The following is a 19,654-nucleotide window of genomic DNA, read 5'->3' on the forward strand; positions in this document are numbered from 1 at the left end:
AACCCAAGAATTACTGAAATACGAAGACTGGACATCAATGGCTGACGAAACAGACACCAGCGAGAACGATGACGCGCTCGAGCAGATCGCGGGCAAAGAGGTGGACACGGCGCACGACAAGGTGAACCAGGTCGACCTGCAGCTCGAGATGCAGCGCTCGTACCTCGACTACGCGATGAGTGTCATCGTCGGGCGCGCGCTTCCTCTCGTGGAAGACGGCCTGAAGCCCGTGCACCGCCGCGTGATCTACGCGATGTACGACGGTGGCTACCGCCCGGACAAGGGATTCTCCAAGTGCACCCGCGTCATCGGCGACGTCATGGGGCAGTTCCACCCGCACGGTGACTCCTCGGTCTACGACGCACTCGTCAGGCTCGTGCAGCCGTGGAGCCTCCGGTATCCGCTGGCCCTCGGCCAGGGAAACTTCGGCTCCCCCGGCAATGACGGCGCCGCCGCCCACCGATACACCGAGACCAAGATGGCTCCGCTTGCCATGGAGATGGTGCGGGACATCGAGGAAGAGACCGTCGACTTCGTTCCCAACTACGACGGTCGTACCCAGGAACCCCGAGTCCTGCCGAGCCGGTTCCCCAACCTGCTCGTCAATGGGTCTGTCGGTATCGCGGTCGGCATGGCCACGAACATCCCACCGCACAACCTGCGTGAGGTCGGCGATGCCGCGCTGTGGCACCTCGCCCACCCTGACGCCTCGCAGGAGGAACTTCTCGAGGCCCTGATCCAGCGGATCAAGGGACCGGACTTCCCGACCGGTGCGCAGATTCTCGGAATCAAGGGAATCCAGGATGCGTACCGCACCGGGCGCGGATCGATCACGATGCGCGCGGTGGTCAACGTCGAGGAGATCCAGGGTCGCACCTGTCTCGTCGTCACCGAGCTTCCGTACCAGGTGAACCCAGACAACCTGGCACTGAAGATCGCGGAACTCGTGAAGGAGGGCCGGCTCGCGGGCATCGCGGACATCCGCGACGAGACCTCCGGTCGCACCGGCCAGCGCCTCGTCATCGTGCTCAAGCGCGACGCCGTCGCGAAGGTCGTGCTCAACAACCTCTACAAGCACACCCAGCTGCAGGAGAACTTCGGTGCGAACATGCTCGCCATCGTCGACGGCGTGCCGCGCACCCTGTCGATCGACGGCTTCATCACCGCCTGGGCCGCACACCAGATCGACGTCATCGTGCGGCGCACCCAGTTCAGATTGCGCAAGGCGGAGGAGCGCGCGCACATCCTGCGCGGCTACCTCAAGGCTCTCGATGCTCTCGACGAGGTGATCGCGCTCATCCGTCGCTCGCCGACAGTGGAGGATGCCCGCGCAGGCCTCGTGGAGTTGCTCACCATCGACGAGCTGCAGGCCAGCGCGATTCTCGACATGCAGCTGCGCCGGCTCGCCGCCCTCGAGCGCCAGAAGATCATCGAGGAGAACGAGAAGATCGAGGCGCAGATCGCGGAGTACAACGCGGTCCTCGCCGATCCGCAGCGCCAGCGCGACATCGTGAGCGAGGAGCTCACCGAACTCATCGAGCGCTACGGGGACGATCGCCGCACCGAGATCATGTTCGGTTTCGACGGCGACATGAACATGGAAGACCTCATCCCCGAAGAGGAGATGGTGGTCACCGTCACGCGCGACGGATACGTCAAGCGCACCCGCAGCGACAATTACCGCAGCCAGCACCGCGGTGGCAAGGGAGTCAAGGGCGCGCAGTTGCGAGCGGATGACGTGGTCGAGCACTTCTTCGTCACCACGACCCACCACTGGTTGCTCTTCTTCACCAACAAGGGTCGCGTCTACCGCGCGAAGACCTACGAGTTGCAGGAAGCGGGCCGCGATGCGAAGGGCCAGCACGTGGCCAACCTGCTCGCGCTGCAGCCCGATGAAGAGATCGCGCAGATTCTCGCGATCCGCGACTACGAGGCAGCAAATTACCTCGTTCTCGCTACCCGCGGCGGTCTGATCAAGAAGACCCTGCTGTCCGAGTACGACACCAACCGCTCCGGTGGCATCATCGCGATCAACCTGCGCGAGGATGACGAGCTCGTGTCGGCGAAGCTGGTCGAGAGCGACTCGGACATGCTGCTGGTCTCGCGCAAGGGTATGTCGATTCGCTTCACAGCATCCGACGAGGCGCTGAGGCCGATGGGCCGTGCGACGTCCGGTGTCATCGGCATGCACTTCAGGGAGGATGACACCCTGCTCGCGGCAACCGTCGTGAGCGACGAGGGCTTCGTCTTCGTGGTCACCGAGGGCGGTTATGCCAAGCGCACCTCTGTTGACCAGTACCGCACGCAGAATCGCGGCGGACTCGGCATCAAGGTGGCGAAGTTGGCTGAGGCGCGGGGCGATCTCGCGGGTGCGCTGATAGTCGAGGAAGACGACGAGGTTCTTGTGGTTCTTGCCAGCGGCAAGGTGGTACGCTCCAGCGTGGCCGAAGTTCCGGCGAAGGGCCGCGACACCATGGGTGTCGTGTTCGCCAGGTTCGCGGACGACGACCGGATCATCGCGGTCGCGAAGAACAGCGAGCGCAACCTGGATGACCAGGACCAAGAAGCCCAGGACGACGAGACACCGGTCGTGGAGCACGAAGCCGGGAAGGACGAGGCAATAGATGAGTAGTGTCGCGGAGAAACTTCAGAGGAAGTCGCAGAAGGCTGCGGCGACCAAGCAGGTTCGTCTCAAGCTCGTATATGTCGACTTCTGGTCGGCGGTGAAGCTGTCGTTCCTGATCGCCCTCGCCCTCGGTGTCGTTCTCGTCGTCGCAACCGTGCTCATCTGGATCGTGCTCGACACCACCGGAATCTTCGGAAGCATCGACGGACTGCTGCGGGAGATCCTCAACGACAACAGCTTCAGCGTGACGGCCACGGTCTCGCTCGGAACCGTGCTGCTCTTCTCGATCATCGCCGCGCTCCTGAACCTCGTGATCGGCACCGCGCTTGGCGCGATCACCGCGCTGTTGTACAACTTCAGCGTGCGCATCACCGGCGGACTTCTGGTCGGATTCACGAACAACTGATTCGATTGGGTGAAAATCGGCGGGTGCGATACTCTCGTATCTGCCCACGGGGATATAGCTCAGGCGGTTAGAGCGCTTCGCTGATAACGAAGAGGTCCCAGGTTCAAGTCCTGGTATCCCCACTGTGTTTTTTGTCCGCCGGTCCCCACCCGGCGAACCTGCGCCACAGGCGTCGACACAGAAGAGCAGTTCCGAGGGGCCTTAGCTCAATTGGTAGAGCGCCTGCTTTGCAAGCAGGAGGTCAGGGGTTCGATTCCCCTAGGCTCCACATTCCGTGTCAAAGTTGCAACTCGCCATGATCGATGGGCAGGGTTTCTTCGTTTCAGTCGCTGCTCGAGATGCGCGCAGCGCGCTTGATGAGTTCGCCGAGGTTCTCCCAGGCCTGCTCCGACGGATCCTGCAGCGCGTACGATGTCGGCCAGAAGCCGTCAGGGGAGTCGAGTTCGGCTTGGACGCTGAACCCGAAGGTCGAATAGCGCGTCTTATCCATTTGCCCGCTTCGAAAGAAGCACACGACCTTGCCTCCCCTGGCGTAGCCCGGCTGCCCGTAGTACAGCTTGGGGGCGAGTTCCGGGGCGACGTCCGCGACGATCGCGTGTACGCGCTCGGCCATCTTCTGGTCGGCATCCGGCATCTGTGCGATCTTGGCCAGCACGTCCGCCTCATCGGCGGCGGCCCTCTGCGCGTCTCCCGCGCGCTTCGCCTCAGACTTCAGCTCAGCGGAGCGCTCCTTCATCGCGGCGCGTTCTTCGGCGGAGAAACTATCCCTCTTGGCTGTCGCGGTCATTGATCTTCCTCCTGGTCAGCTAATCGGCAGTGCACTGCCCACACTACGTTTCGTTGTGATCCGGTACTTCTCGAATCCTGACCTCTGTGTTATGGCGTTCCTGTGAAAATGGAGTCATGGGCGCGGAAGAGGCACGGGAGCACGTTCGGGACGCCATCACGGCGATCCGTCGCGTGCGCGACCGGATCGATCGGGAGCACGCGCTGCCGCTGAACGTGGAGGAATTGGCCAGGGATGCCCACATGTCCGCCGGGCATCTGAGCCGTGAGTTCCGTCGAATCTATGGAGAATCGCCGTACTCCTACCTGATGACTCGGCGCATCGAGCGAGCGATGACACTGCTGCGTCGTGGCGATCTCTCGGTCACCGAGATCTGCTTCGCCGTGGGGTTCTCCTCGCTCGGAACGTTCAGCACTCGCTTCTCCGAGCTCGTCGGGGTCTCACCGCGCTCCTATCGGGCCGACCCGTCCCGCTCGACGGCCGGCATCCCGGCGTGCCTGGCGAAACAGGTGACGAGACCGGTCAGGAATCAAGAAGCGCGACCGCGGACACCCGCCTAGCCTGTTCTGCATGAACATCACCATCCGCAACGCGTTTCTTCCGCACACCGACGCCGACGCTGCGCTCGGTTTCTACCGCGACATGCTCGGTTTCGAGCTCAGACAGGATGTCGGCTACAAGAACCTGCGCTGGCTGACGGTAGGACCGGTCGGCCAGCCAGGCACCTCCATCGTGTTGCACCCCCCGGCCGTCGACCCGGGCATCACGGCCGAGGAGAAGGAGACCATCCTCGACCTGATCGCCAAGGGTGTGTACGGAACACTCACCCTCGCCTCCGACGACCTCGACGCGCTGTTCGAACGACTCGAAGCGGCCGGGGCAGATATCGTACAGGAGCCGACCGACCAGGACTACGGGGTGCGAGACTGCGCCGTCCGCGACCCTGCGGGTAACCTGATCCGCATCAACCAGCTCGGCTAGTCGCCGCGCTTATCCTTGGGACGGGCGCGCAGGTGGGCGCGTTCGCCCTGTTTGCCGAACAGGCTGAGGAACTCGACCGGCTCCGGGCCGGCTGATCCGAACCAGTGCGGCACGCGGGTGTCGAACTCGGCCGCCTCCCCGGGCACCAGCACGAGATCGCGCTCGCCGAGCACGACACGAAGTCGGCCGCTCAGGATGTAGATCCACTCGTAGCCCTCGTGCACCTTCGGCTCGGGATTTCTGCGCTCGCCATCCAGCACGATCTTGAAGGCCTGGATGCCGCCGGCGCGTTTGGTGAGCGGCAGCAGCGTCATCCCATGCTCCTTCACCGGACGAAGGTGGATGCGCGGATCGCCCGTCGCGGGGGCATCCACGAGCTCGTCGAGCGTGACGCCGTACGCTCGCGCGAGCGGAAGCAGGAGCTCGAGGGTGGCCCGGCGCTCGCCGGACTCGAGCCGCGAGAGAGTGCTCAAAGAGATGCCGGTCTGCGCGGACAGCGCAGAAAGGGTCGTCTCGCGTTCGAGGCGCAGTGCGCGAAGGTGCGGCCCGATCTTCTGGAGGGACTGCTCGATCTCATCCATGGCATCCAGTTTGCCACATCGGCAAAGTTACTTGCTGTGAAGCTGCGGAGGTTGCACACTGTAGACGGAGGTGGTCACCGTGACAGGAGGCAACGTTGGTGCGTTCGGCTCGGCCGAGTTCTGGGAAGAGTTCTACGGCGAAAGCGGGCCGTGGACCGGCAATCCCAATGCAGCGCTCGTGACCGAGCTTCGCGAGCGCCCGCTTGTCCCGGGCACAGCACTCGACCTCGCCTGCGGCACCGGCGGCGACGCAATCTGGCTCGCGAACGCGGGATGGCGGGTCACCGGTGTCGACATCTCGTCCGCGGCACTGAAGACCGCGGCAACCGCGGCCGAGGCGGCAGGAGCCGGGGCCGATATCCGGTGGCAGCAGCATGACCTCGAGACCGACTTTCCCGAGGGGAGTTGGGACCTCGTGAACGTCGCCTACCTGCACTCTCCGATCGCGCTGAATCGCGAACGGATCCTGCAGAGCGCGGCCGGCGCAGTCGCCCCCGACGGAACGCTCATCATCATCGGGCACCAGGGCACGCGCGAGTGGCCCTCGTCAGACACCGGGCACACTCATGGTCAGCAGCATCACGCGGAGCAGGCGCACTCGATCCACGTTCTGCCCACGATCGACGAGGTGCTCGCAAAACTCGACCTCGACGGCTGGCAGATCGTTCACATCGGCAACGTGACCGTGACGCGAGCGACGCACGACGGAACTCCCAGCACTCACGTGGACAACGTCATCCGGCTGCAACGCGCGTAAAAGAACCCGATCAGTCGGTAACGGCGTCCGCGTCGTCTGCCTCGTCGCTCACCCAGAGCTCGTCATCCGCGCGGAGCGTCTGCCAGGCCGCGTAGGCGAGCCCGGCTGCGGCGACCACGCCGACGCCGATCAGGATGTAGCGACCGGGACCCCAGGACTTGGCCGCCGCAGCGGGCACGACTTTGGAACCGACCTTGGCTCCCGCCCTGCCCGCGCGAGCGAGAGCGGCGCGCACCTGCGGGTTCTTCGTCGCCTCGATGACGGCGAGGGCAGAGCTCAGCGCAGAGGTGACGGTGGGGAGAACCTCGTCGACAAACTTTTCGCGCGTCGTGCCTGCGGCACTGCGGGTGGCTGCGATTCCGGAGGCGACACCCGGACGAATGTGGTTGTCAACGGCATCCCGAACCCGGGGCGCCACCTCCTCACGTCCGAGACCGGCCAGCTGCCGACTCGCCTCTCGCACGACCTGCGATGCGCGATCCAGGACTTCCTTCTGGTCGTCCCACACCTCACCGGCAGAGCCGCGCAGCCGCTTGAGCTGCTTCTGGCGCTTTCGTGACAGTCCCACAGAGACCTCCCTGAGCGATCGAACATGGGCCTCAATCCTCCCATGGGGGACCGGGTCGACCAACTCATTGTCAGCCAGCACACAGCAGGTATCCAGCAGGATCCAGAATTGCCCCGGATGCTGTGGAAGAATAGTCCAATGCCTGTGCACACTCACGTAGCCACCCTTCACACCACCCTCGGCGACATCAGGGTCAACCTCCTCGGCAATCACGCGCCGAAGACCGTCGCCAACTTCGTCGGACTCGCCACCGGCGAGATCGAATGGACCCACCCCGCAACGGGCAAGGTCTCCAAGGAGAAGCTCTACGACGGCGTCATCTTCCACCGCATCATCGACGACTTCATGATCCAGGGCGGCGACCCGCTCGGACAGGGAACCGGTGGACCCGGATACCAGTTCGACGACGAGATCCACCCCGAGCTCAACTTCACCGAGCCTTACGTTCTCGCGATGGCCAACGCCGGCATCCAGATGGGCCGCGGCACCAACGGCTCGCAGTTCTTCATCACGACCGTTCCGACCACCTGGCTCCAGGGCAAGCACACGATCTTCGGCAAGGTCGAAGACGAGGAGTCCAAGGCCGTCGTCAAGAAGATCGAGGCCGTGAAGAAGGATGGCCGCGATCGCCCGCTCGAGGATGTCGTCATCCAGAGCGTCACCATCGACGCGGTCTAGCCACATGGCGCAACAGTGAGCGAAGCCGAGCCCAATCCGGCCAACTTCTGTTACCGGCATCCCGACCGCCAGAGTTTCATCCTCTGCCAGAGATGCGGGCGCACCATCTGCACCGAGTGCCAGACGCAGGCCGCCGTCGGCGTGCATTGTCCGGAGTGCACGAGGGAGGCGCGGATGAGCGCGCCCAGGCGCAAGCCCGCGATCGTCACCTCCGCTCGCATCGCGCTCGGCAGCGGCGCGCCGGTCGCGACGTATTCGCTCATCGCGCTGTGCATCGTCGTGTTCATCGCGCAGTACCTGACCGGCGGCCCCAACAACGGCTACGCGACGGTGTACCTCATCGACTTCTCGCCGTGGGTTCCGAGCGAACCGTGGCGGATGCTCACGGCGCTGTTCCTGCACGCCTCATTCCTGCACATTGCTCTGAACATGTTCTCGCTCTACGTGTTCGGGCCAATCCTCGAGAGGATGCTCGGGCGCGCGCGCTTCCTCGCGCTCTACTTCCTGAGTGGATTCGGCGGTTCGCTCGCCGTGATGCTGATCGACCCGACCATCCCCGTACTCGGCGCATCCGGCGCTCTCTTTGGCTTGTTCACCGCGTTCTTCGTGATCCAGCGCGGCCTCGGTGGCAACGGCAACTCGCTTCTGCTGCTCATCGCGCTCAACCTCGTGATCGGATTCATCCCCGGATTGCATATCGCCTGGCAGGCCCATGTCGGGGGCCTCGTCGTCGGCGGCGTCGTGGCGCTCGTTCTGATGCGCACCCGCAGACGGGACCAGCGAACGACTCAGATCCTGCTGCTTGTGGCCGTTGCAGCGGTGCTCATCGGACTCACCCTGGTGGGTGTCCAATTGATGCCCGGGCGACTCTCCTAGCAGTTATCCACAGGCCTTTCCACACTGGGGATAATTACACCTGTGTAATTGACCGCATTGTGGAGGACAGTTTTGTACCCCCTGAAACGGGGGTCATGATCAGCGCCAACGCGTGGTCATCAGGAACCCTACAAAGAGGATGCCGAATCCCACCAGGATGTTCCAGTTGTCGAGATCGGGGACCGGCAGCTTCATCTCGCCGCTGACGTAGAAGACGATGATCCAGGCGAGGCCGATGATCATGAGGCCGAACATGATCGGCTTGAACCAGATCGGGTTCGGGGCGTCGTCACCCGAGCGGGTGCCCTGCGGTCGTTCGGGCTTCGTACGCGTAGTCGATCTGGCCATGCCCAGATTCTAGCCTGAAAGGCATGACGGCCAACCGGGTAGCCCGTGATCTCGGGGATCGACCGGGTGGCATCGCCTAGAATCTAGTCCATGAGCGCCACACCTACGCCGGATCGTCGGCACCGGAACGGACGCTTCAGCATCGTGGGTTTCATCGGCGAACTCCTCATCACGGCCGCAGTGCTCATCTTCCTGTTCCTCGGCTGGCAGCTCTGGCTGAACGACATCGTGGTGGGCGGCCAACAGGACAAGGCCGCGACCCAACTGGCCAAGAGCTGGACGGAAACCGTGTCGCCCACCCACGCCCACGTCGACACGCATACCACCGCGACCGCGCCGGACTATGGCACTCCGATTGTTCCTGCCGTGCAGAAGAACGCGGCAAAGTTCGCGGTGCTGTACGTGCCACGATTCGGTGCGGATTACGCCCGCACGATTGCCGAGGGAGTCGGCACCGGCGACGTGCTGGACAAGGGGATCATCGGTCATTATCCGAACACACAGATGCCGGGAGCGGTTGGCAACTTCGCCGTCGCCGCGCATCGTACGACGCACGGTGCCCCGTTCCACGAGATCGCGACGCTGCGAGTGGGTGACAAGATCTACATCCAGACCGCGGACGGCTACTACACCTACGACTTCCGCGGGCTCGAGTATGTGCGGCCGACCGGCATCGGTGTCATCGACCCGGTTCCGCAGAGCCCCGGAGTCGCTCCGACCGACCGGATCATGACCATGACCAGCTGCAATCCGATGTTCTCCTCCTCAGAACGGATCATCGGCTACGCGGTGTTCGACTCGTGGCAGCCAGCATCCGCTGGCCCACCCGCGGAGATCGCGGCGACCGTGGCAGCGAAGGGATAGCTATGTACGGTGCCTTGTGGCGCATCCTTCCCGGGCCGGTATGGCTGCGAATCGTGCAGCTCATCGTGCTGGCCGCGGCCGTGGTGTTCCTGCTCGTGGTGTTCGTCTTCCCCTGGCTGAACAGCTGGGTGAACGTCAGCGACGTTACGGTGGGTACATGACCCGCGTACTCGTCGTCGACAATTACGACAGCTTTGTTTATACCCTCAACGGCTACCTGCTCCAGCTCGGGGCGGAAACCACCGTGGTGCGAAACGATGACTTCGATGAATCCGACGCTGCCGCCCGCACCGCAGACTACGACGGCGTGCTGCTGTCGCCGGGGCCGGGTACGCCCGCGGCAGCCGGCGTCTCCATCCCGCTCGTGCACGCCGCTCTTGCCGCGGGGTCTCCGCTGCTCGGGGTGTGCCTCGGTCACCAGGCGATCGCGGAGGCCATGGGGGCAACCGTCACTCACGCGGCCGAGCTCATGCACGGAAAGACCTCGCTCGTCACGCACGACGAGAGCGATTTCTACGCGGGGGTGCCGCAACCCTTCACCGCGACGAGATACCACTCCCTCGCGGTGGTCGACTCGACCGTGCCGTCATCGCTCGTTGTCACCTCACGCACGCAGGGCGGCGTGATCATGGGGCTTCGGCACAAGAGCGCGCCGATCTACGGCGTGCAGTTCCACCCGGAATCCGTGCTGACGGAGGGCGGCTACCAGATGCTCGCCAACTGGCTCGCCGTTGTCGGTCTTCCGAGCGCGCGTGAAACTGCCCGCGGCCTGAGTCCGCTCGTTGCGACGACGAACCCGGAGAACTCCTGAGCTGGCGCGCGCGGACTAGTTGCTGGTGCCGCTGCAATAGGTGAGCGTGACGGCGGAACGCTGAGGCTGGTCTCCCGGCGGCAGCGACTGCGCGGTGACTTTGAGTCCGCTGCAGCTCGAATCCGGCTGGTTGGACACTCCGAGTTGCAGCGCTGTAAGCGCCTTGTTCGCATCCGTGATCGCCATGCCTGTGACGGGCGGAACGCTGACGAGACCATCGGAGACCACAAGGTCAACGGTCTGGCCCTCGTCGACCGAGGTGTTGCTTTCCGGGCTGCTGCGGATGACGACTCCGGCGGGGATGCTCGGTGAGTGTTCCTTTGTGACGGAGCCTTCGGTCAGACCCCGGTCCTTGAGTGCCGCCTTCGCCGCGTCCTCCGTGAGGTTCGTCATCGGTGGCACGCTGACCTGGCTCTTTCCGAGCGAGACGTAGACCTGGATGGACTGGCCCACACCGACCTTGGTGCCTTCGTCCGGCGAGGTGCGAATGATCGCACCGGCCGGAACGGTCGAACTCCGCTCCTGCACTCTCTGTGGCACGAGCTTGAGTGCGGTGAGTTCCTTTGCACCCGCGTCGTAGGTCTCACCGACGATCCCGGGTACCTTGACCGAGAGTCCGCTGCTGAAGTCGCTGCCGTTGGGCAGGTTGACCACCCAGAACACGACGGCCACGAGGATCACCAGGACCATCGCGATACCGGCCCAGATCCAGGCGACCGGCGGGCGCGTCTGGGTGCGCAGCGCACGATCGTCATCGCGCGCTGCCAGTTGGCGGAGCGCGGCCTCCGACCCAGCCGTTGCGCTCGGGTTCACGCCGAAGAGGGTCGCGTTGAAGTCGTTGACGGGTGTGCGGCGCACGGGAACCTCGCCCGCGGCAGCGGTCTCCAGGTCTTCGCGGAATTCCGCTGCGGTCTGGAAGCGCTCGAACTTGTCTTTCGCCAGGGCGTGGAGCACGACGGCGTCGAGTGCCGGCGAGACGTGAGGGTTCAGTGTGCTCGGCGCGACGGGTGCCTCGCTGATGTGCTGGTACGCGACGGCTGCGGCGCGGTCGCCGCGGAACGGTGGCCTGCCCGTGAGCAGTTCGAAGAGCACGACCCCGGTGGAGTAGAGGTCTGTGCGGGCATCCACGGTCTCACCGCGCGCCTGCTCCGGGGAGAAGTACTGTGCTGTGCCGAGCACGGCGCTCGTGTCTGCGACCGTTGCAGAGTTGTCGGAGACGGCGCGAGCGATACCGAAGTCCATGACCTTGACCTGGCCGGTCTGCGTGACCATGACGTTGCCCGGCTTGATGTCGCGGTGCACGAGCAGCGCGCGATGGCTGTATTCAAGTGCGGTCAGGATGCCTGAGACGATGCGCACGGCCTCGCGCGGCTCGAGCGGACCGTCGGCGATGATATCGCGCAGCAGCCGACCGTCGACGTACTCCATGACGATGTACGGAACCTGGCTCTCGACGCCATTGGGCTCGCGAACCGTCTCCTCGCCCGCGTCAAAGACCCGCACGATCGTGGGATGCGCCATTCGGGCGGCCTTCTGTGCCTCTTCACGGAACAGCACACGGAACTTCGGGTCCGTCGCGAGGGCGGGCTTGAGCAGCTTGATCGCCACGCGTCGACCGAGACGAGAATCGGTGCCGAGATGCACATCCGACATGCCACCGCGCCCGATGAGGTCGCCGACCTGATATCTGCCGGCGAGCAGGCGGGTACCTTCAGTCACGTGCTATCTCCCGGTGGCGTCAGTGGACTACCCTGCCCAGTGTAATGCGTGAATCAGGCGACTTTTTCAGGGGGCAGTCGTTGCGCCCGGCACGGTGAGGGTGAGTGCGGGTGACGCCGGAGACTTCACGCCGGAACACTGCGCCAGATACTGCACCGTGGTCGTGCTGCCGGTCACTGTGGTCGGCAGGGTGACCGTGATGCTCGTCCCGCTGACCGGATTGTCAGGGGTGAAGGTCGCCGTGGAACCCGAGGGCAGCGCGACCGTGTACGAGTCAAGCTTTGTGCCGTACTGGCAGACATAAGCGGGCCAGGTAACGGTGACTTTCTGGCCTGGAGCGTACGGCCCGTCCGGGCTAGCCGTTGGAGCCTCAGCGGGCTGGGAGGGTGCGGGCACGTCTCCGTAGAGGGTTACCGTGATCGTTGAACCGGGATTGACCCATCCCGTGGGGTTCACGTCGTAGACGATGCCGACCTGGTCGGTGCTTTCCGCTGCCTTGCCCGTGTTCACGACCGCGGACAGCCCGAGCGTATCGAGCGCGTTGCGCGCCTCGCTTTCGGTTTTACCGACGAAGTCGTCTTTGAGGATCTGGATGCGACTGTTTGTCGGCGTTGCCGACGGCGTCGGAGACGTCGAGTGGGTGATCGTCGGACTCTTCGACGGCTTCGTCGGGCCAGGAGACGCGAGCAGTGCGATCAGGGTGCCAATGAGCACGACGACGAGGATACCGATCAGCGCGATGAGCGGCCAAGTCCACGGATTGCGTCCCTTGGTCTCCTTCGGTGTGGCATCCTGTGCGGCGTCCATCGACGGAAGCACGGTCGTGGCCTGGGTCGCGCCGTATCCGGGGGTTGCTCCGTAGACAGCGGTTGCCGCGGTGCCGACGCCGAGTCCTGCGACGCCGGGTACGGCCGCGACGGCGCCGCCGACATCTCCTCGCCGCAGCGCCTGGGCGGCACGTGCGAGGTGAGCCGCGGATGCCGGACGATCCGCCGGATTCTTCGCGATGCAGGAGTAGACGAGGTTGCGCACCGGCTCGGAGACCGTGACGGGAAGGTCGGGTGCCTTCTCGTTGATCTGCGCCATCGCGATGGCCACCTGCGACTCGCCCGTGAACGGACGGCGCCCGGCGAGAGCTTCGTACGCGACGATACCGAGAGAGTAGATGTCTGTCGTGGGTGACGCCGGGCGCCCGCTCGCCTGTTCAGGTGAGAGGTACTGCACCGTGCCCATGACCTGTCCGGTGGCGGTGAGGGGAACCTGGTCGGCGATCCTGGCGATGCCGAAGTCGGTGATCTTGACGCGGCCATCCGGAGTGATCAGCAGGTTGCCCGGCTTGATGTCGCGGTGCACGAGGCCGGCGGAATGCGCGGCGTGCAGGGCGGCCGCCGTCTGCGCGACGATGTCGAGTACGCGGTCGGTGGAGAGCACGCGTTCGCGCTCGAGGATGGTGGAGAGCGCCTCCCCGGGGACGAGCTCCATGACGAGGTACGCGCTGCCGTCTTCTTCGCCATAGTCGAAGACATTGGCGATTCCCTCGTGGTTCACCAGGGCGGCGTGCCTGGCCTCGGCGCGGAAGCGCTCGAGGAACCCGGGGTCGCCGAGATATTCGTCTTTCAGGATCTTGATCGCGACGGTTCGACCGATCACGAGGTCTGTCGCCTGCCACACCTCGCCCATGCCGCCGATGGCGATGCGACTGGAGAGCTGGTATCGACCACCGAAAGTGAGGCCACTCGTGGGTCTCATTTATTCAGCACCGCCTCTATGACTTGTCTCGCGATCGGCGCCGCAACCGCGTTGCCGAAACTCGTTCCGTTCTCGACGACGACCGCCACGGCGACCTGTGGATCGATTGCGGGGGCAAATCCGGTGAACCAGAGGGTGTACTTCCGCCCCTCACCGTTCTGTGCTGTTCCGGTCTTACCGGCCACATCGACTCCGTTTATTCTTGCATTATTGGCGGCACCGTTGCTGACGTTCGCCACCATGAGCTGAGTGAGTGTCGCACTTGTCTGGGCCGTGATCGGCTGGCCGAGCACCGTTTTCTGGAACGGCTGCACCACGGTGAGGTTCGGCGCGGTGATCTCGTTGATGAGGGTGGGCTTCATGAGCGTGCCTCCGTTGGCGATCGCGGCGGTGACCATTGCGACCTGGAGCGGGGTGACGCGATCCTCATCCTGACCGAAGGCGGAGAGCATGGTCTTTGCCTTGTCGGTGTTCTCAGGGAACGTGCTCGGGGTGACGCGCATCGGCACCGAGAGCTTCTTCCCGAAGCCGTAGGCCTTCGCATACTTCGAGATCTCGGCGGAGCCCAACGCCCCGCCGAGTTGTGCGAAGGGGATGTTGCAGCTCAACCTCAGTGCGGTGGCGATCGTCACCATCGGGGTTCCGCCGCAGTCGCTTCCCCCGGCATTGGAGATCGAGGTTGTGCTGCCGGGGAGCTTGAGGCTTCGCGGGTTCGGGAACTCGCTGTCAGGCGTGTACTGGCCGCTGTCGAGGGCGGCAGAGGCGACGACGAGCTTGAACACGGAACCGGGGTGATACAGGTCTCCACTGATGGCGCGGTTGATGAGTGGATTGGTCGGATCGTGCAGCAGCTTGTTGTAGTTGGAGATGACCGTGTTCGAGTCGTGCGCCGCGAGCAGGTTCGGGTCGTAGCCTGGCTTCGACACCATCGCGAGGATTGCGCCGGTCTGGGGATTGAGTGCGACGACGGCACCCGTGTTCGACCCGAGGGCGTCCCACGCAACCTTCTGCACTGCGGGATCGAGGGTGGTCTCAACCGCGGCACCCTGCGGGTTCTTTCCCGTGAGGATGGCATTCATCTTGTCGAGGAACTGGTCGTTGTCCGTGCCGCTCAGGTAGTCGTTGAGTGCGCCTTCGATGCCGGTGTTGCCCTGGTTGAGCGTGAAATATCCCGTGACCGCGGAGTAGAGCTCCGGGTTCGAGTACACCCGTTGGAAGTTGTATTTGTCCTTCGTCGGCTTCGACTCCGCGATGGGCTGGCCCTTGACGAGGATCGGTCCGCGCTCGGCGGAGTAGCTGTCATAGACCGTGCGCACGTTGCGCGGATCGTTGCGCAGGGTGTCCACCTGGAACACCGAGATGACGGTCGTGGAGCACAACAGCATCACGAACATGAGCACCACGGCGATGCTGACCCGCTTCAATTCGCGATTCATCACTCCACCACCAATCGTGGCTGGTTGCGCACGGAGTCCGAAAGCCGAAGCAGGAGCGCGGCGATGATCCAGTTCGCCACGAGCGAGGACCCACCTGCGGCGAGGAAGGGTGTGGTGAGACCCGTCAGCGGGATGACGCGGGTGATGCCACCGATGACGATGAAGACCTGGAGCGCCACGACGAAGGAGAGACCGACACCGAGGAGGCGGCCGAAGTCATCCGCTCCGGCGAAGCCGATACGAAAGCCGCGAGAGACGAACAGGAGATAGAGCGCGAGGATTGCGAACAGGCCGGCGAGGCCGAGTTCCTCCCCGAGGCTCGCGACGATGTAGTCGCTCTCTGCCAGCGGAACGATCGACGGCCGGCCCTCTCCGAGACCCGTGCCGATGAGACCGCCGTGCGCAAGTCCGAACAGCCCCTGCACGAGCTGGTAGCTGCCGCCCGGTGCGTCGTAGATCTTCTGGTTGAAGGCGTCGAGCCAGGAGTCGAATCGGCCAGCGACGTAGCTGAGGATTCGGCTGGCGAGCAGCGCACCTCCCACGAACAGGACGAGCCCGAGCACGACCCAGCTCGCTCGCCCGGTTGCGACATAGAGCATCACGAGGAACAGGCCGAAGTACAAAAGTGAGGTTCCGAGGTCGCGCTGGAAGATGAGCACGACCATCGCGGCGGCCCAGATCACGAGGATCGGCCCGAGGTCCCGAGCTCGCGGAAACCGCATCCCGAGGAACTTCTTGCCCACCATCGACAGGCTGTCGCGACTGGTGACGAGATAGCCGGCGAAGAAGATCGCGAGGGCGATCTTGGCGAGCTCACCCGGTTGGAACGAGAACGGGCCGAGCTCGATCCACAGCCGAGCGCCGAACTTCGTCGACCCGATCGCGGGAAGCATCGGCAGCAGTAGCAGCACGATTCCGGTAAACATGGCGATGTAGCGGTAGCGCTGCAGAACCCGATGGTTGCGGATGACGAGCAGCACGACGAGGGCGATGACCATGGCCATCGCGGTCCACACGACCTGGCGCACGCCCGCAGAATCCCACCCGGACAGGTGCTTGGCGAGATCGATGCGATAGATCTCCGCGATACCGAGACCGTTGAGCAGGGCGCTGATCGGCAGGATGAACGGGTCGGCCTGCGACGCGGCGACGCGCAGCGTGATGTGCACCACGAGGCCGAGCGCGGCGAGCGCGACACCGAGCGCAATGATGCTGCCATCGAGTTTGTGCAGGGCGCCGAGTTGCACGAGAGCGATCGCTGCGCAGTTGATGATCGAGACGATGCTGAGCAGCAGGAGCTCGAGATTGCGCTGTCGTGCCGGGACTCGCAGCCTCAGCCGAATCGTGCTGGTGAAGCCGGAACGCTGACCGGCGTCGATCGGCGCCAGCGACACGGGAGCGGTACGAGCGTTAGTGGGATCCGACATCGCTCAGCCGCTTGATGATGCTTTCGGCATCCTTGAGGTCGTCTGCGTTGATGGTGTCCTGAACGCTCTCGCGAGTGTACGCGGGAAGGTCGGAGAGCTTCACGCTCGTCTCCTGGTAGATGCTGTGCAGGGAGATCGGACCGACGTTCTGCTGGATTCCCCGGTAGATCGCGACGGTCTGCCCGTTCGGGCCGACGTAATAGCGGGACTGCGTCCACCGGTATCCGATGAGCACGGCGGCGATGAGGATGATGATGACGAGCGCGGTGCCCACAAGCCAGGCGATGCGGCGGTTTCTCGCGCGACGGCGATCTTCCAGGATGAGCTCGTCGAGAAACTCGTCGGACTCCGGCTCGAAGTGACTGTCTTCGTGCTGGGTGGACTTGAGCGGATGCAGCAACAGCGTCGGCAGTCGAAGCGAACGACGTCCAGAATCGCCTTCGAACGACAGCGGAAGGCTGGCGGAGCCGACGATGACGGGGGGAGTGCTCGAGGAGTCGGCGGTCTCGTCGATGTCGACGATGACGATGGTGACGTTGTCTGGGGCGCCCTGGTCGAGGCTCTCCTTGATGAGCCTGTCCGCAGCGGCCTTCGGCGACTGCTCGCTCTCGAGCACCGACTCGATCTTGTCGTCCGGGACGTAGCTGCTGAGCCCGTCGGAGCACAGCAGCCAGCGGTCACCGGGCTGGGTGTCGAGGATCGCGGTGTCGATCTCGGGAGACGCGTCGACATCCCCAAGCACCCGCATGAGCACGGAGCGCCGCGGATGCACGGCCGCCTCCTCCGGAGTGATCCGCCCGCTGTCGACGAGGCGCTGCACGAAGGTGTGGTCCGCGCTGATCTGCGTGAGCACGCCATCGCGGAAACGGTAGACGCGCGAGTCGCCGATGTGGGCGAAGGCCAGCTGGTGGCCGACCCGCAGCAGGGCGCTGACGGTCGTGCCCATCCCGGTGAGCTCCGGATGCTCGAACACGGTCTCCGCGAGCAGCGAATTCGCGGCCATGAGCGACGACTGGAGCGCGAACTCCGCGTCGTGGGCCGAGGCGTACTCGCGGTCGGTTTCGATGATGCGGTTCAGGGCGATCGCGGAGGCGACATCGCCTCCCGCGTGGCCGCCCATCCCGTCAGCGACGAGGAAGAGTTGGGAGCCTGCGTACCCGCTGTCCTGGTTGTTCGCGCGAATCTTCCCGACGTGGGTGACGGCAGTGCTCTTGCCCGTAGTGGCCATTCACCTACCGCCGAAGTTCGAAACTGGTCGTACCAATTCTGACCGGAGTGTTCAGGGGCACCGGAGTCGGCACCGTCACACGAGCACCGTCGAGGAACGTGCCGTTAGTCGAGTCTAGGTCTTGGATGACCCATCCATCGTCCCAGAGCATGAGCCTGGCGTGGTGCGTCGAGGTGTAGTCATCGCGGATGACGAGGCCGCTTTCGCTGGAGCGGCCGATGGTCAGAGGCTCGCGGCCAAGCGGCATTTCGAGGCCCTCTTTGCTGCCCGAGGTGATGACGAGACGGGACGCTTCCGTGCTCTTCTCACCGGCGACAAGGCCGCGGAACGGGTTGGCGTTGGCGGCGGAGGGCCGGGATGTCGGAGCCGTCGCGGGCGCGGACGTCAGCGGGACCGGGGGGCTCGGGAACAGGGTGGGTGCGGGGGGCTCGGTGGGCATCCGTTTCACGCGCTGTCCGAAGAGGTCGGTGCGCAGGGCGTAGACGACGACGAACACGAAGGCCCAGAGGAGCAGGAGAAACCCGAACCTCAGAACCAGCAGCGTCAGTTCGCTCACCGATGGTCTCCATCGCGGGAGCCTCGGCGCCCGGTGCGGAGGTCGGCGAACTGGTCGACGTCGGCGGATTGGGCGAGCACCCGGAAAACGATACGGGTTCTTCCGATCGAAATGACGGAATCGGGCTGGAGTGGTGCTTTGGTGACCGGCACGCCATTGAGCTGCGAACCGTTGGTGGAGCCGAGGTCGTTGACCTGTGCGCGCTTGCCGTCCCAGAGCACCTCGACATGCTTGCGGGAGATTCCGGTGTCATCGACCGTGATGTCTGCATCGCCGCCGCGCCCAATGATCGTGCGCGACTTCGTGATCGGATAGCGCTTGCCCGCGATGTCGAGCACCGGCGTCCACGCCACGTTGCCCTTGACGTTCACGGAGTCGAGCTCGATCATCCCCTGCGCGAGCGAGGGGTTGCTTGTGAACGCGATCGAGATGCCGCCGGCGAACTGATAGTGCTGCGCCGCCGCGTGCTGCTGGACCAGCTGCGTCAGCTCGTCGATGAGCGCGTCGCCGAGGCCGGACATCCGCTCGAAGTCTGCTGGGGCGAGCGACACGGTGAACTTGTTGGGGACGAGGATGCGGTCGCGTGCGACCACGACGGCCTTGGTGTCGAGTTCCCTGCGCAGTGCGGCCGTGATCTCGACGGGTTGCAGCCCCGACTTGAAGGTCTTGGCGAAGGCGCCGTTGACGGCTCGCTCAAGACCTCTCTCGAAGCTGTCCAGAATGCCCACGAAACTCCTGCCCCACCTTGCCTATGACTATGTAGATGTTAGTGGGAGTGCCTGTGGGCGGCACGGAAAGTGCCGGTTGTCGGCCAGACATCACTCCAGCGGATGACGCGGGCCCGTGACCCGCGCACGTTCCGCGCGGCCACGAGTTGCCCACTTCCGCCCCAGAATTCGCCCGTTTTCGCCGAAATCCGGGCGGAAGTGGGCAACTCGCGGAAGCCATCCGGAGGCCGCTCATTGTGGTAATGTCGCTAAGTCTGCGCGAGTGGCGAAATTGGCAGACGCGCACGGTTCAGGTCCGTGTGCCCGTGAGGGCATGGGGGTTCAAGTCCCCCCTCGCGCACCACAGGTTCTCGTGAATGAGAACACCGAAAGCCCTGGATCGGGAGGTCCGGGGCTTTTCCTGTAAACAGGAACGGACGAAAGGGATGAGGCTTATAGGCAAGAACGTGTGGATGGGTCGGGTGTGTCATCCGCGTCCTGCCCAGCCTGATCGGTGCCAGAGTCCTTCCTCGGCGTTGAGGCCGGTGT

At 64.4% G+C, this 19,654-nt stretch carries 21 protein-coding genes and 3 tRNA genes; 13 read left to right on the forward strand and 11 right to left on the reverse strand.

Annotation, left to right across the window (positions count from 1 at the left end; all coding sequences use genetic code 11):
- Positions 1-37 precede the first annotated feature (37 nt).
- From gyrA to ABUA28_RS09380, 4 genes are all read left to right on the forward strand, one after another.
- On the forward strand, positions 38-2,632 hold the full coding sequence (gene gyrA / locus ABUA28_RS09365) for a DNA gyrase subunit A (protein WP_349903778.1): 2,595 nt from the start codon (positions 38-40) through the stop codon (positions 2,630-2,632).
- The gene (locus ABUA28_RS09370) at positions 2,625-3,032 is read left to right on the forward strand and encodes a DUF3566 domain-containing protein (protein ID WP_349903779.1); all 408 of its coding nucleotides are present in this window, start codon (positions 2,625-2,627) and stop codon (positions 3,030-3,032) included. Before gyrA ends, ABUA28_RS09370 begins: the two co-directional genes overlap by 8 nt.
- Positions 3,033-3,080: 48 nt before the next feature.
- Positions 3,081-3,154: transfer RNA gene (locus ABUA28_RS09375), tRNA-Ile, on the forward strand.
- A gap of 73 nt (positions 3,155-3,227) precedes the next feature.
- Positions 3,228-3,300, forward strand: a tRNA-Ala gene (locus ABUA28_RS09380).
- 54 nt (positions 3,301-3,354) lie between these two features.
- On the opposite strand, the gene ABUA28_RS09385 is transcribed toward ABUA28_RS09380, so the two are convergent.
- The gene (locus ABUA28_RS09385; protein WP_349903780.1) at positions 3,355-3,819 is read right to left on the reverse strand and encodes a DUF1801 domain-containing protein; all 465 of its coding nucleotides are present in this window, start codon (positions 3,817-3,819) and stop codon (positions 3,355-3,357) included.
- Positions 3,820-3,935: 116 nt separating this feature from the next.
- Between ABUA28_RS09385 and ABUA28_RS09390 the strand changes: the two genes are divergently transcribed.
- Complete coding sequence (locus ABUA28_RS09390) at positions 3,936-4,379, forward strand: helix-turn-helix transcriptional regulator (protein WP_349903781.1); 444 nt, start codon at positions 3,936-3,938, stop codon at positions 4,377-4,379.
- A gap of 10 nt (positions 4,380-4,389) precedes the next feature.
- Positions 4,390-4,800, forward strand: a complete 411-nt coding sequence (locus ABUA28_RS09395) for a VOC family protein (protein ID WP_349903783.1) — start codon at positions 4,390-4,392, stop codon at positions 4,798-4,800.
- Here the strand turns inward: ABUA28_RS09395 and ABUA28_RS09400 are convergent.
- Positions 4,797-5,381: a helix-turn-helix domain-containing protein gene (locus tag ABUA28_RS09400; RefSeq protein WP_349903785.1), complete on the reverse strand. Its 585-nt coding sequence runs from the start codon at positions 5,379-5,381 to the stop codon at positions 4,797-4,799. The genes ABUA28_RS09395 and ABUA28_RS09400 overlap by 4 nt on opposite strands.
- Positions 5,382-5,460: 79 nt before the next feature.
- On the opposite strand from ABUA28_RS09400, the gene ABUA28_RS09405 reads away from it, so the two are divergent.
- Positions 5,461-6,138: a class I SAM-dependent methyltransferase gene (locus ABUA28_RS09405; protein ID WP_349903787.1), complete on the forward strand. Its 678-nt coding sequence runs from the start codon at positions 5,461-5,463 to the stop codon at positions 6,136-6,138.
- 10 nt (positions 6,139-6,148) lie between these two features.
- Here ABUA28_RS09405 and ABUA28_RS09410 read toward each other — a convergent pair whose 3' ends face one another.
- Positions 6,149-6,706: a hypothetical protein gene (locus tag ABUA28_RS09410; protein ID WP_349903789.1), complete on the reverse strand. Its 558-nt coding sequence runs from the start codon at positions 6,704-6,706 to the stop codon at positions 6,149-6,151.
- A gap of 138 nt (positions 6,707-6,844) precedes the next feature.
- On the opposite strand from ABUA28_RS09410, the gene ABUA28_RS09415 reads away from it, so the two are divergent.
- Both ABUA28_RS09415 and ABUA28_RS09420 read left to right on the forward strand, forming a co-directional pair.
- Positions 6,845-7,384 carry a peptidylprolyl isomerase gene (locus ABUA28_RS09415; RefSeq protein WP_349903790.1) on the forward strand — a complete coding sequence of 180 codons (540 nt, stop codon included), beginning with the start codon at positions 6,845-6,847 and terminating at the stop codon, positions 7,382-7,384.
- 174 nt (positions 7,385-7,558) lie between these two features.
- Positions 7,559-8,260 (forward strand): rhomboid family intramembrane serine protease, encoded by a 702-nt coding sequence (locus ABUA28_RS09420; RefSeq protein ID WP_349903792.1) that lies wholly within the window; start codon positions 7,559-7,561, stop codon positions 8,258-8,260.
- 99 nt (positions 8,261-8,359) lie between these two features.
- Here ABUA28_RS09420 and ABUA28_RS09425 read toward each other — a convergent pair whose 3' ends face one another.
- Positions 8,360-8,608 carry a cell division protein CrgA gene (locus tag ABUA28_RS09425; RefSeq protein WP_349903794.1) on the reverse strand — a complete coding sequence of 83 codons (249 nt, stop codon included), beginning with the start codon at positions 8,606-8,608 and terminating at the stop codon, positions 8,360-8,362.
- Positions 8,609-8,698: 90 nt separating this feature from the next.
- Between ABUA28_RS09425 and ABUA28_RS09430 the strand changes: the two genes are divergently transcribed.
- Genes ABUA28_RS09430 through ABUA28_RS09440 form a run of 3 tightly spaced genes read left to right on the forward strand, consistent with a single transcriptional unit; the run spans position 8,699 to position 10,283 of the window.
- Complete coding sequence (locus ABUA28_RS09430; protein WP_349903796.1) at positions 8,699-9,472, forward strand: class E sortase; 774 nt, start codon at positions 8,699-8,701, stop codon at positions 9,470-9,472.
- Positions 9,473-9,474: 2 nt separating this feature from the next.
- The gene (locus ABUA28_RS09435) at positions 9,475-9,633 is read left to right on the forward strand and encodes a hypothetical protein (protein WP_349903797.1); all 159 of its coding nucleotides are present in this window, start codon (positions 9,475-9,477) and stop codon (positions 9,631-9,633) included.
- Positions 9,630-10,283 carry an aminodeoxychorismate/anthranilate synthase component II gene (locus tag ABUA28_RS09440; protein WP_349903798.1) on the forward strand — a complete coding sequence of 218 codons (654 nt, stop codon included), beginning with the start codon at positions 9,630-9,632 and terminating at the stop codon, positions 10,281-10,283. The genes ABUA28_RS09435 and ABUA28_RS09440 overlap by 4 nt, the downstream gene beginning before the upstream one ends.
- A gap of 15 nt (positions 10,284-10,298) precedes the next feature.
- Here ABUA28_RS09440 and pknB read toward each other — a convergent pair whose 3' ends face one another.
- From pknB to ABUA28_RS09475, 7 genes are all read right to left on the reverse strand, one after another.
- Positions 10,299-12,002, reverse strand: a complete 1,704-nt coding sequence (gene pknB, locus ABUA28_RS09445) for a Stk1 family PASTA domain-containing Ser/Thr kinase (RefSeq protein ID WP_349903799.1) — start codon at positions 12,000-12,002, stop codon at positions 10,299-10,301.
- Positions 12,003-12,068: 66 nt separating this feature from the next.
- On the reverse strand, positions 12,069-13,751 hold the full coding sequence (locus tag ABUA28_RS09450; protein WP_349903801.1) for a protein kinase domain-containing protein: 1,683 nt from the start codon (positions 13,749-13,751) through the stop codon (positions 12,069-12,071).
- Complete coding sequence (locus ABUA28_RS09455; protein ID WP_349903803.1) at positions 13,748-15,187, reverse strand: peptidoglycan D,D-transpeptidase FtsI family protein; 1,440 nt, start codon at positions 15,185-15,187, stop codon at positions 13,748-13,750. The genes ABUA28_RS09450 and ABUA28_RS09455 overlap by 4 nt, the downstream gene beginning before the upstream one ends.
- Positions 15,187-16,614, reverse strand: a complete 1,428-nt coding sequence (locus ABUA28_RS09460) for an FtsW/RodA/SpoVE family cell cycle protein (protein WP_349903805.1) — start codon at positions 16,612-16,614, stop codon at positions 15,187-15,189. The genes ABUA28_RS09455 and ABUA28_RS09460 overlap by 1 nt, the downstream gene beginning before the upstream one ends.
- A complete protein-coding gene (locus ABUA28_RS09465) occupies positions 16,598-17,842 on the reverse strand; it encodes a PP2C family protein-serine/threonine phosphatase (RefSeq protein ID WP_349903806.1) in 1,245 nt (414 codons plus the stop codon). Before ABUA28_RS09465 ends, ABUA28_RS09460 begins: the two co-directional genes overlap by 17 nt.
- A 4-nt stretch (positions 17,843-17,846) precedes the next feature.
- Complete coding sequence (locus tag ABUA28_RS09470; protein ID WP_349903808.1) at positions 17,847-18,398, reverse strand: FHA domain-containing protein FhaB/FipA; 552 nt, start codon at positions 18,396-18,398, stop codon at positions 17,847-17,849.
- Positions 18,395-19,126, reverse strand: a complete 732-nt coding sequence (locus ABUA28_RS09475; RefSeq protein WP_349903810.1) for a DUF3662 and FHA domain-containing protein — start codon at positions 19,124-19,126, stop codon at positions 18,395-18,397. Before ABUA28_RS09475 ends, ABUA28_RS09470 begins: the two co-directional genes overlap by 4 nt.
- A gap of 256 nt (positions 19,127-19,382) precedes the next feature.
- On the opposite strand from ABUA28_RS09475, the gene ABUA28_RS09480 reads away from it, so the two are divergent.
- A tRNA-Leu gene (locus ABUA28_RS09480) sits at positions 19,383-19,469 on the forward strand.
- The last annotated feature ends 185 nt before the right edge of the window (positions 19,470-19,654 follow it).

Origin of the sequence: Parafrigoribacterium humi (assembly GCF_040227205.1) — a bacterium.
Classification (GTDB): Bacteria; Actinomycetota; Actinomycetes; order Actinomycetales; family Microbacteriaceae; genus Parafrigoribacterium_A; species Parafrigoribacterium_A humi.

Bases quoted from the DNA above. Each gene is read 5' to 3' on its own strand.
- gyrA (WP_349903778.1), top strand. From the start codon at position 38: ATGGCTGACGAAACAGACACCAGCGAGAACGATGACGCGCTCGAGCAG.
- ABUA28_RS09370 (WP_349903779.1), top strand. From the start codon at position 2,625: ATGAGTAGTGTCGCGGAGAAACTTCAGAGGAAGTCGCAGAAGGCTGCG.
- ABUA28_RS09385 (WP_349903780.1), bottom strand. From the start codon at position 3,819: ATGACCGCGACAGCCAAGAGGGATAGTTTCTCCGCCGAAGAACGCGCC.
- ABUA28_RS09390 (WP_349903781.1), top strand. From the start codon at position 3,936: ATGGGCGCGGAAGAGGCACGGGAGCACGTTCGGGACGCCATCACGGCG.
- ABUA28_RS09395 (WP_349903783.1), top strand. From the start codon at position 4,390: ATGAACATCACCATCCGCAACGCGTTTCTTCCGCACACCGACGCCGAC.
- ABUA28_RS09400 (WP_349903785.1), bottom strand. From the start codon at position 5,381: ATGGATGAGATCGAGCAGTCCCTCCAGAAGATCGGGCCGCACCTTCGC.
- ABUA28_RS09415 (WP_349903790.1), top strand. From the start codon at position 6,845: ATGCCTGTGCACACTCACGTAGCCACCCTTCACACCACCCTCGGCGAC.
- ABUA28_RS09420 (WP_349903792.1), top strand. From the start codon at position 7,559: ATGAGCGCGCCCAGGCGCAAGCCCGCGATCGTCACCTCCGCTCGCATC.
- ABUA28_RS09425 (WP_349903794.1), bottom strand. From the start codon at position 8,608: ATGGCCAGATCGACTACGCGTACGAAGCCCGAACGACCGCAGGGCACC.
- ABUA28_RS09430 (WP_349903796.1), top strand. From the start codon at position 8,699: ATGAGCGCCACACCTACGCCGGATCGTCGGCACCGGAACGGACGCTTC.
- ABUA28_RS09435 (WP_349903797.1), top strand. From the start codon at position 9,475: ATGTACGGTGCCTTGTGGCGCATCCTTCCCGGGCCGGTATGGCTGCGA.
- ABUA28_RS09440 (WP_349903798.1), top strand. From the start codon at position 9,630: ATGACCCGCGTACTCGTCGTCGACAATTACGACAGCTTTGTTTATACC.
- ABUA28_RS09450 (WP_349903801.1), bottom strand. From the start codon at position 13,751: ATGAGACCCACGAGTGGCCTCACTTTCGGTGGTCGATACCAGCTCTCC.
- ABUA28_RS09455 (WP_349903803.1), bottom strand. From the start codon at position 15,187: ATGAATCGCGAATTGAAGCGGGTCAGCATCGCCGTGGTGCTCATGTTC.
- ABUA28_RS09460 (WP_349903805.1), bottom strand. From the start codon at position 16,614: ATGTCGGATCCCACTAACGCTCGTACCGCTCCCGTGTCGCTGGCGCCG.
- ABUA28_RS09465 (WP_349903806.1), bottom strand. From the start codon at position 17,842: ATGGCCACTACGGGCAAGAGCACTGCCGTCACCCACGTCGGGAAGATT.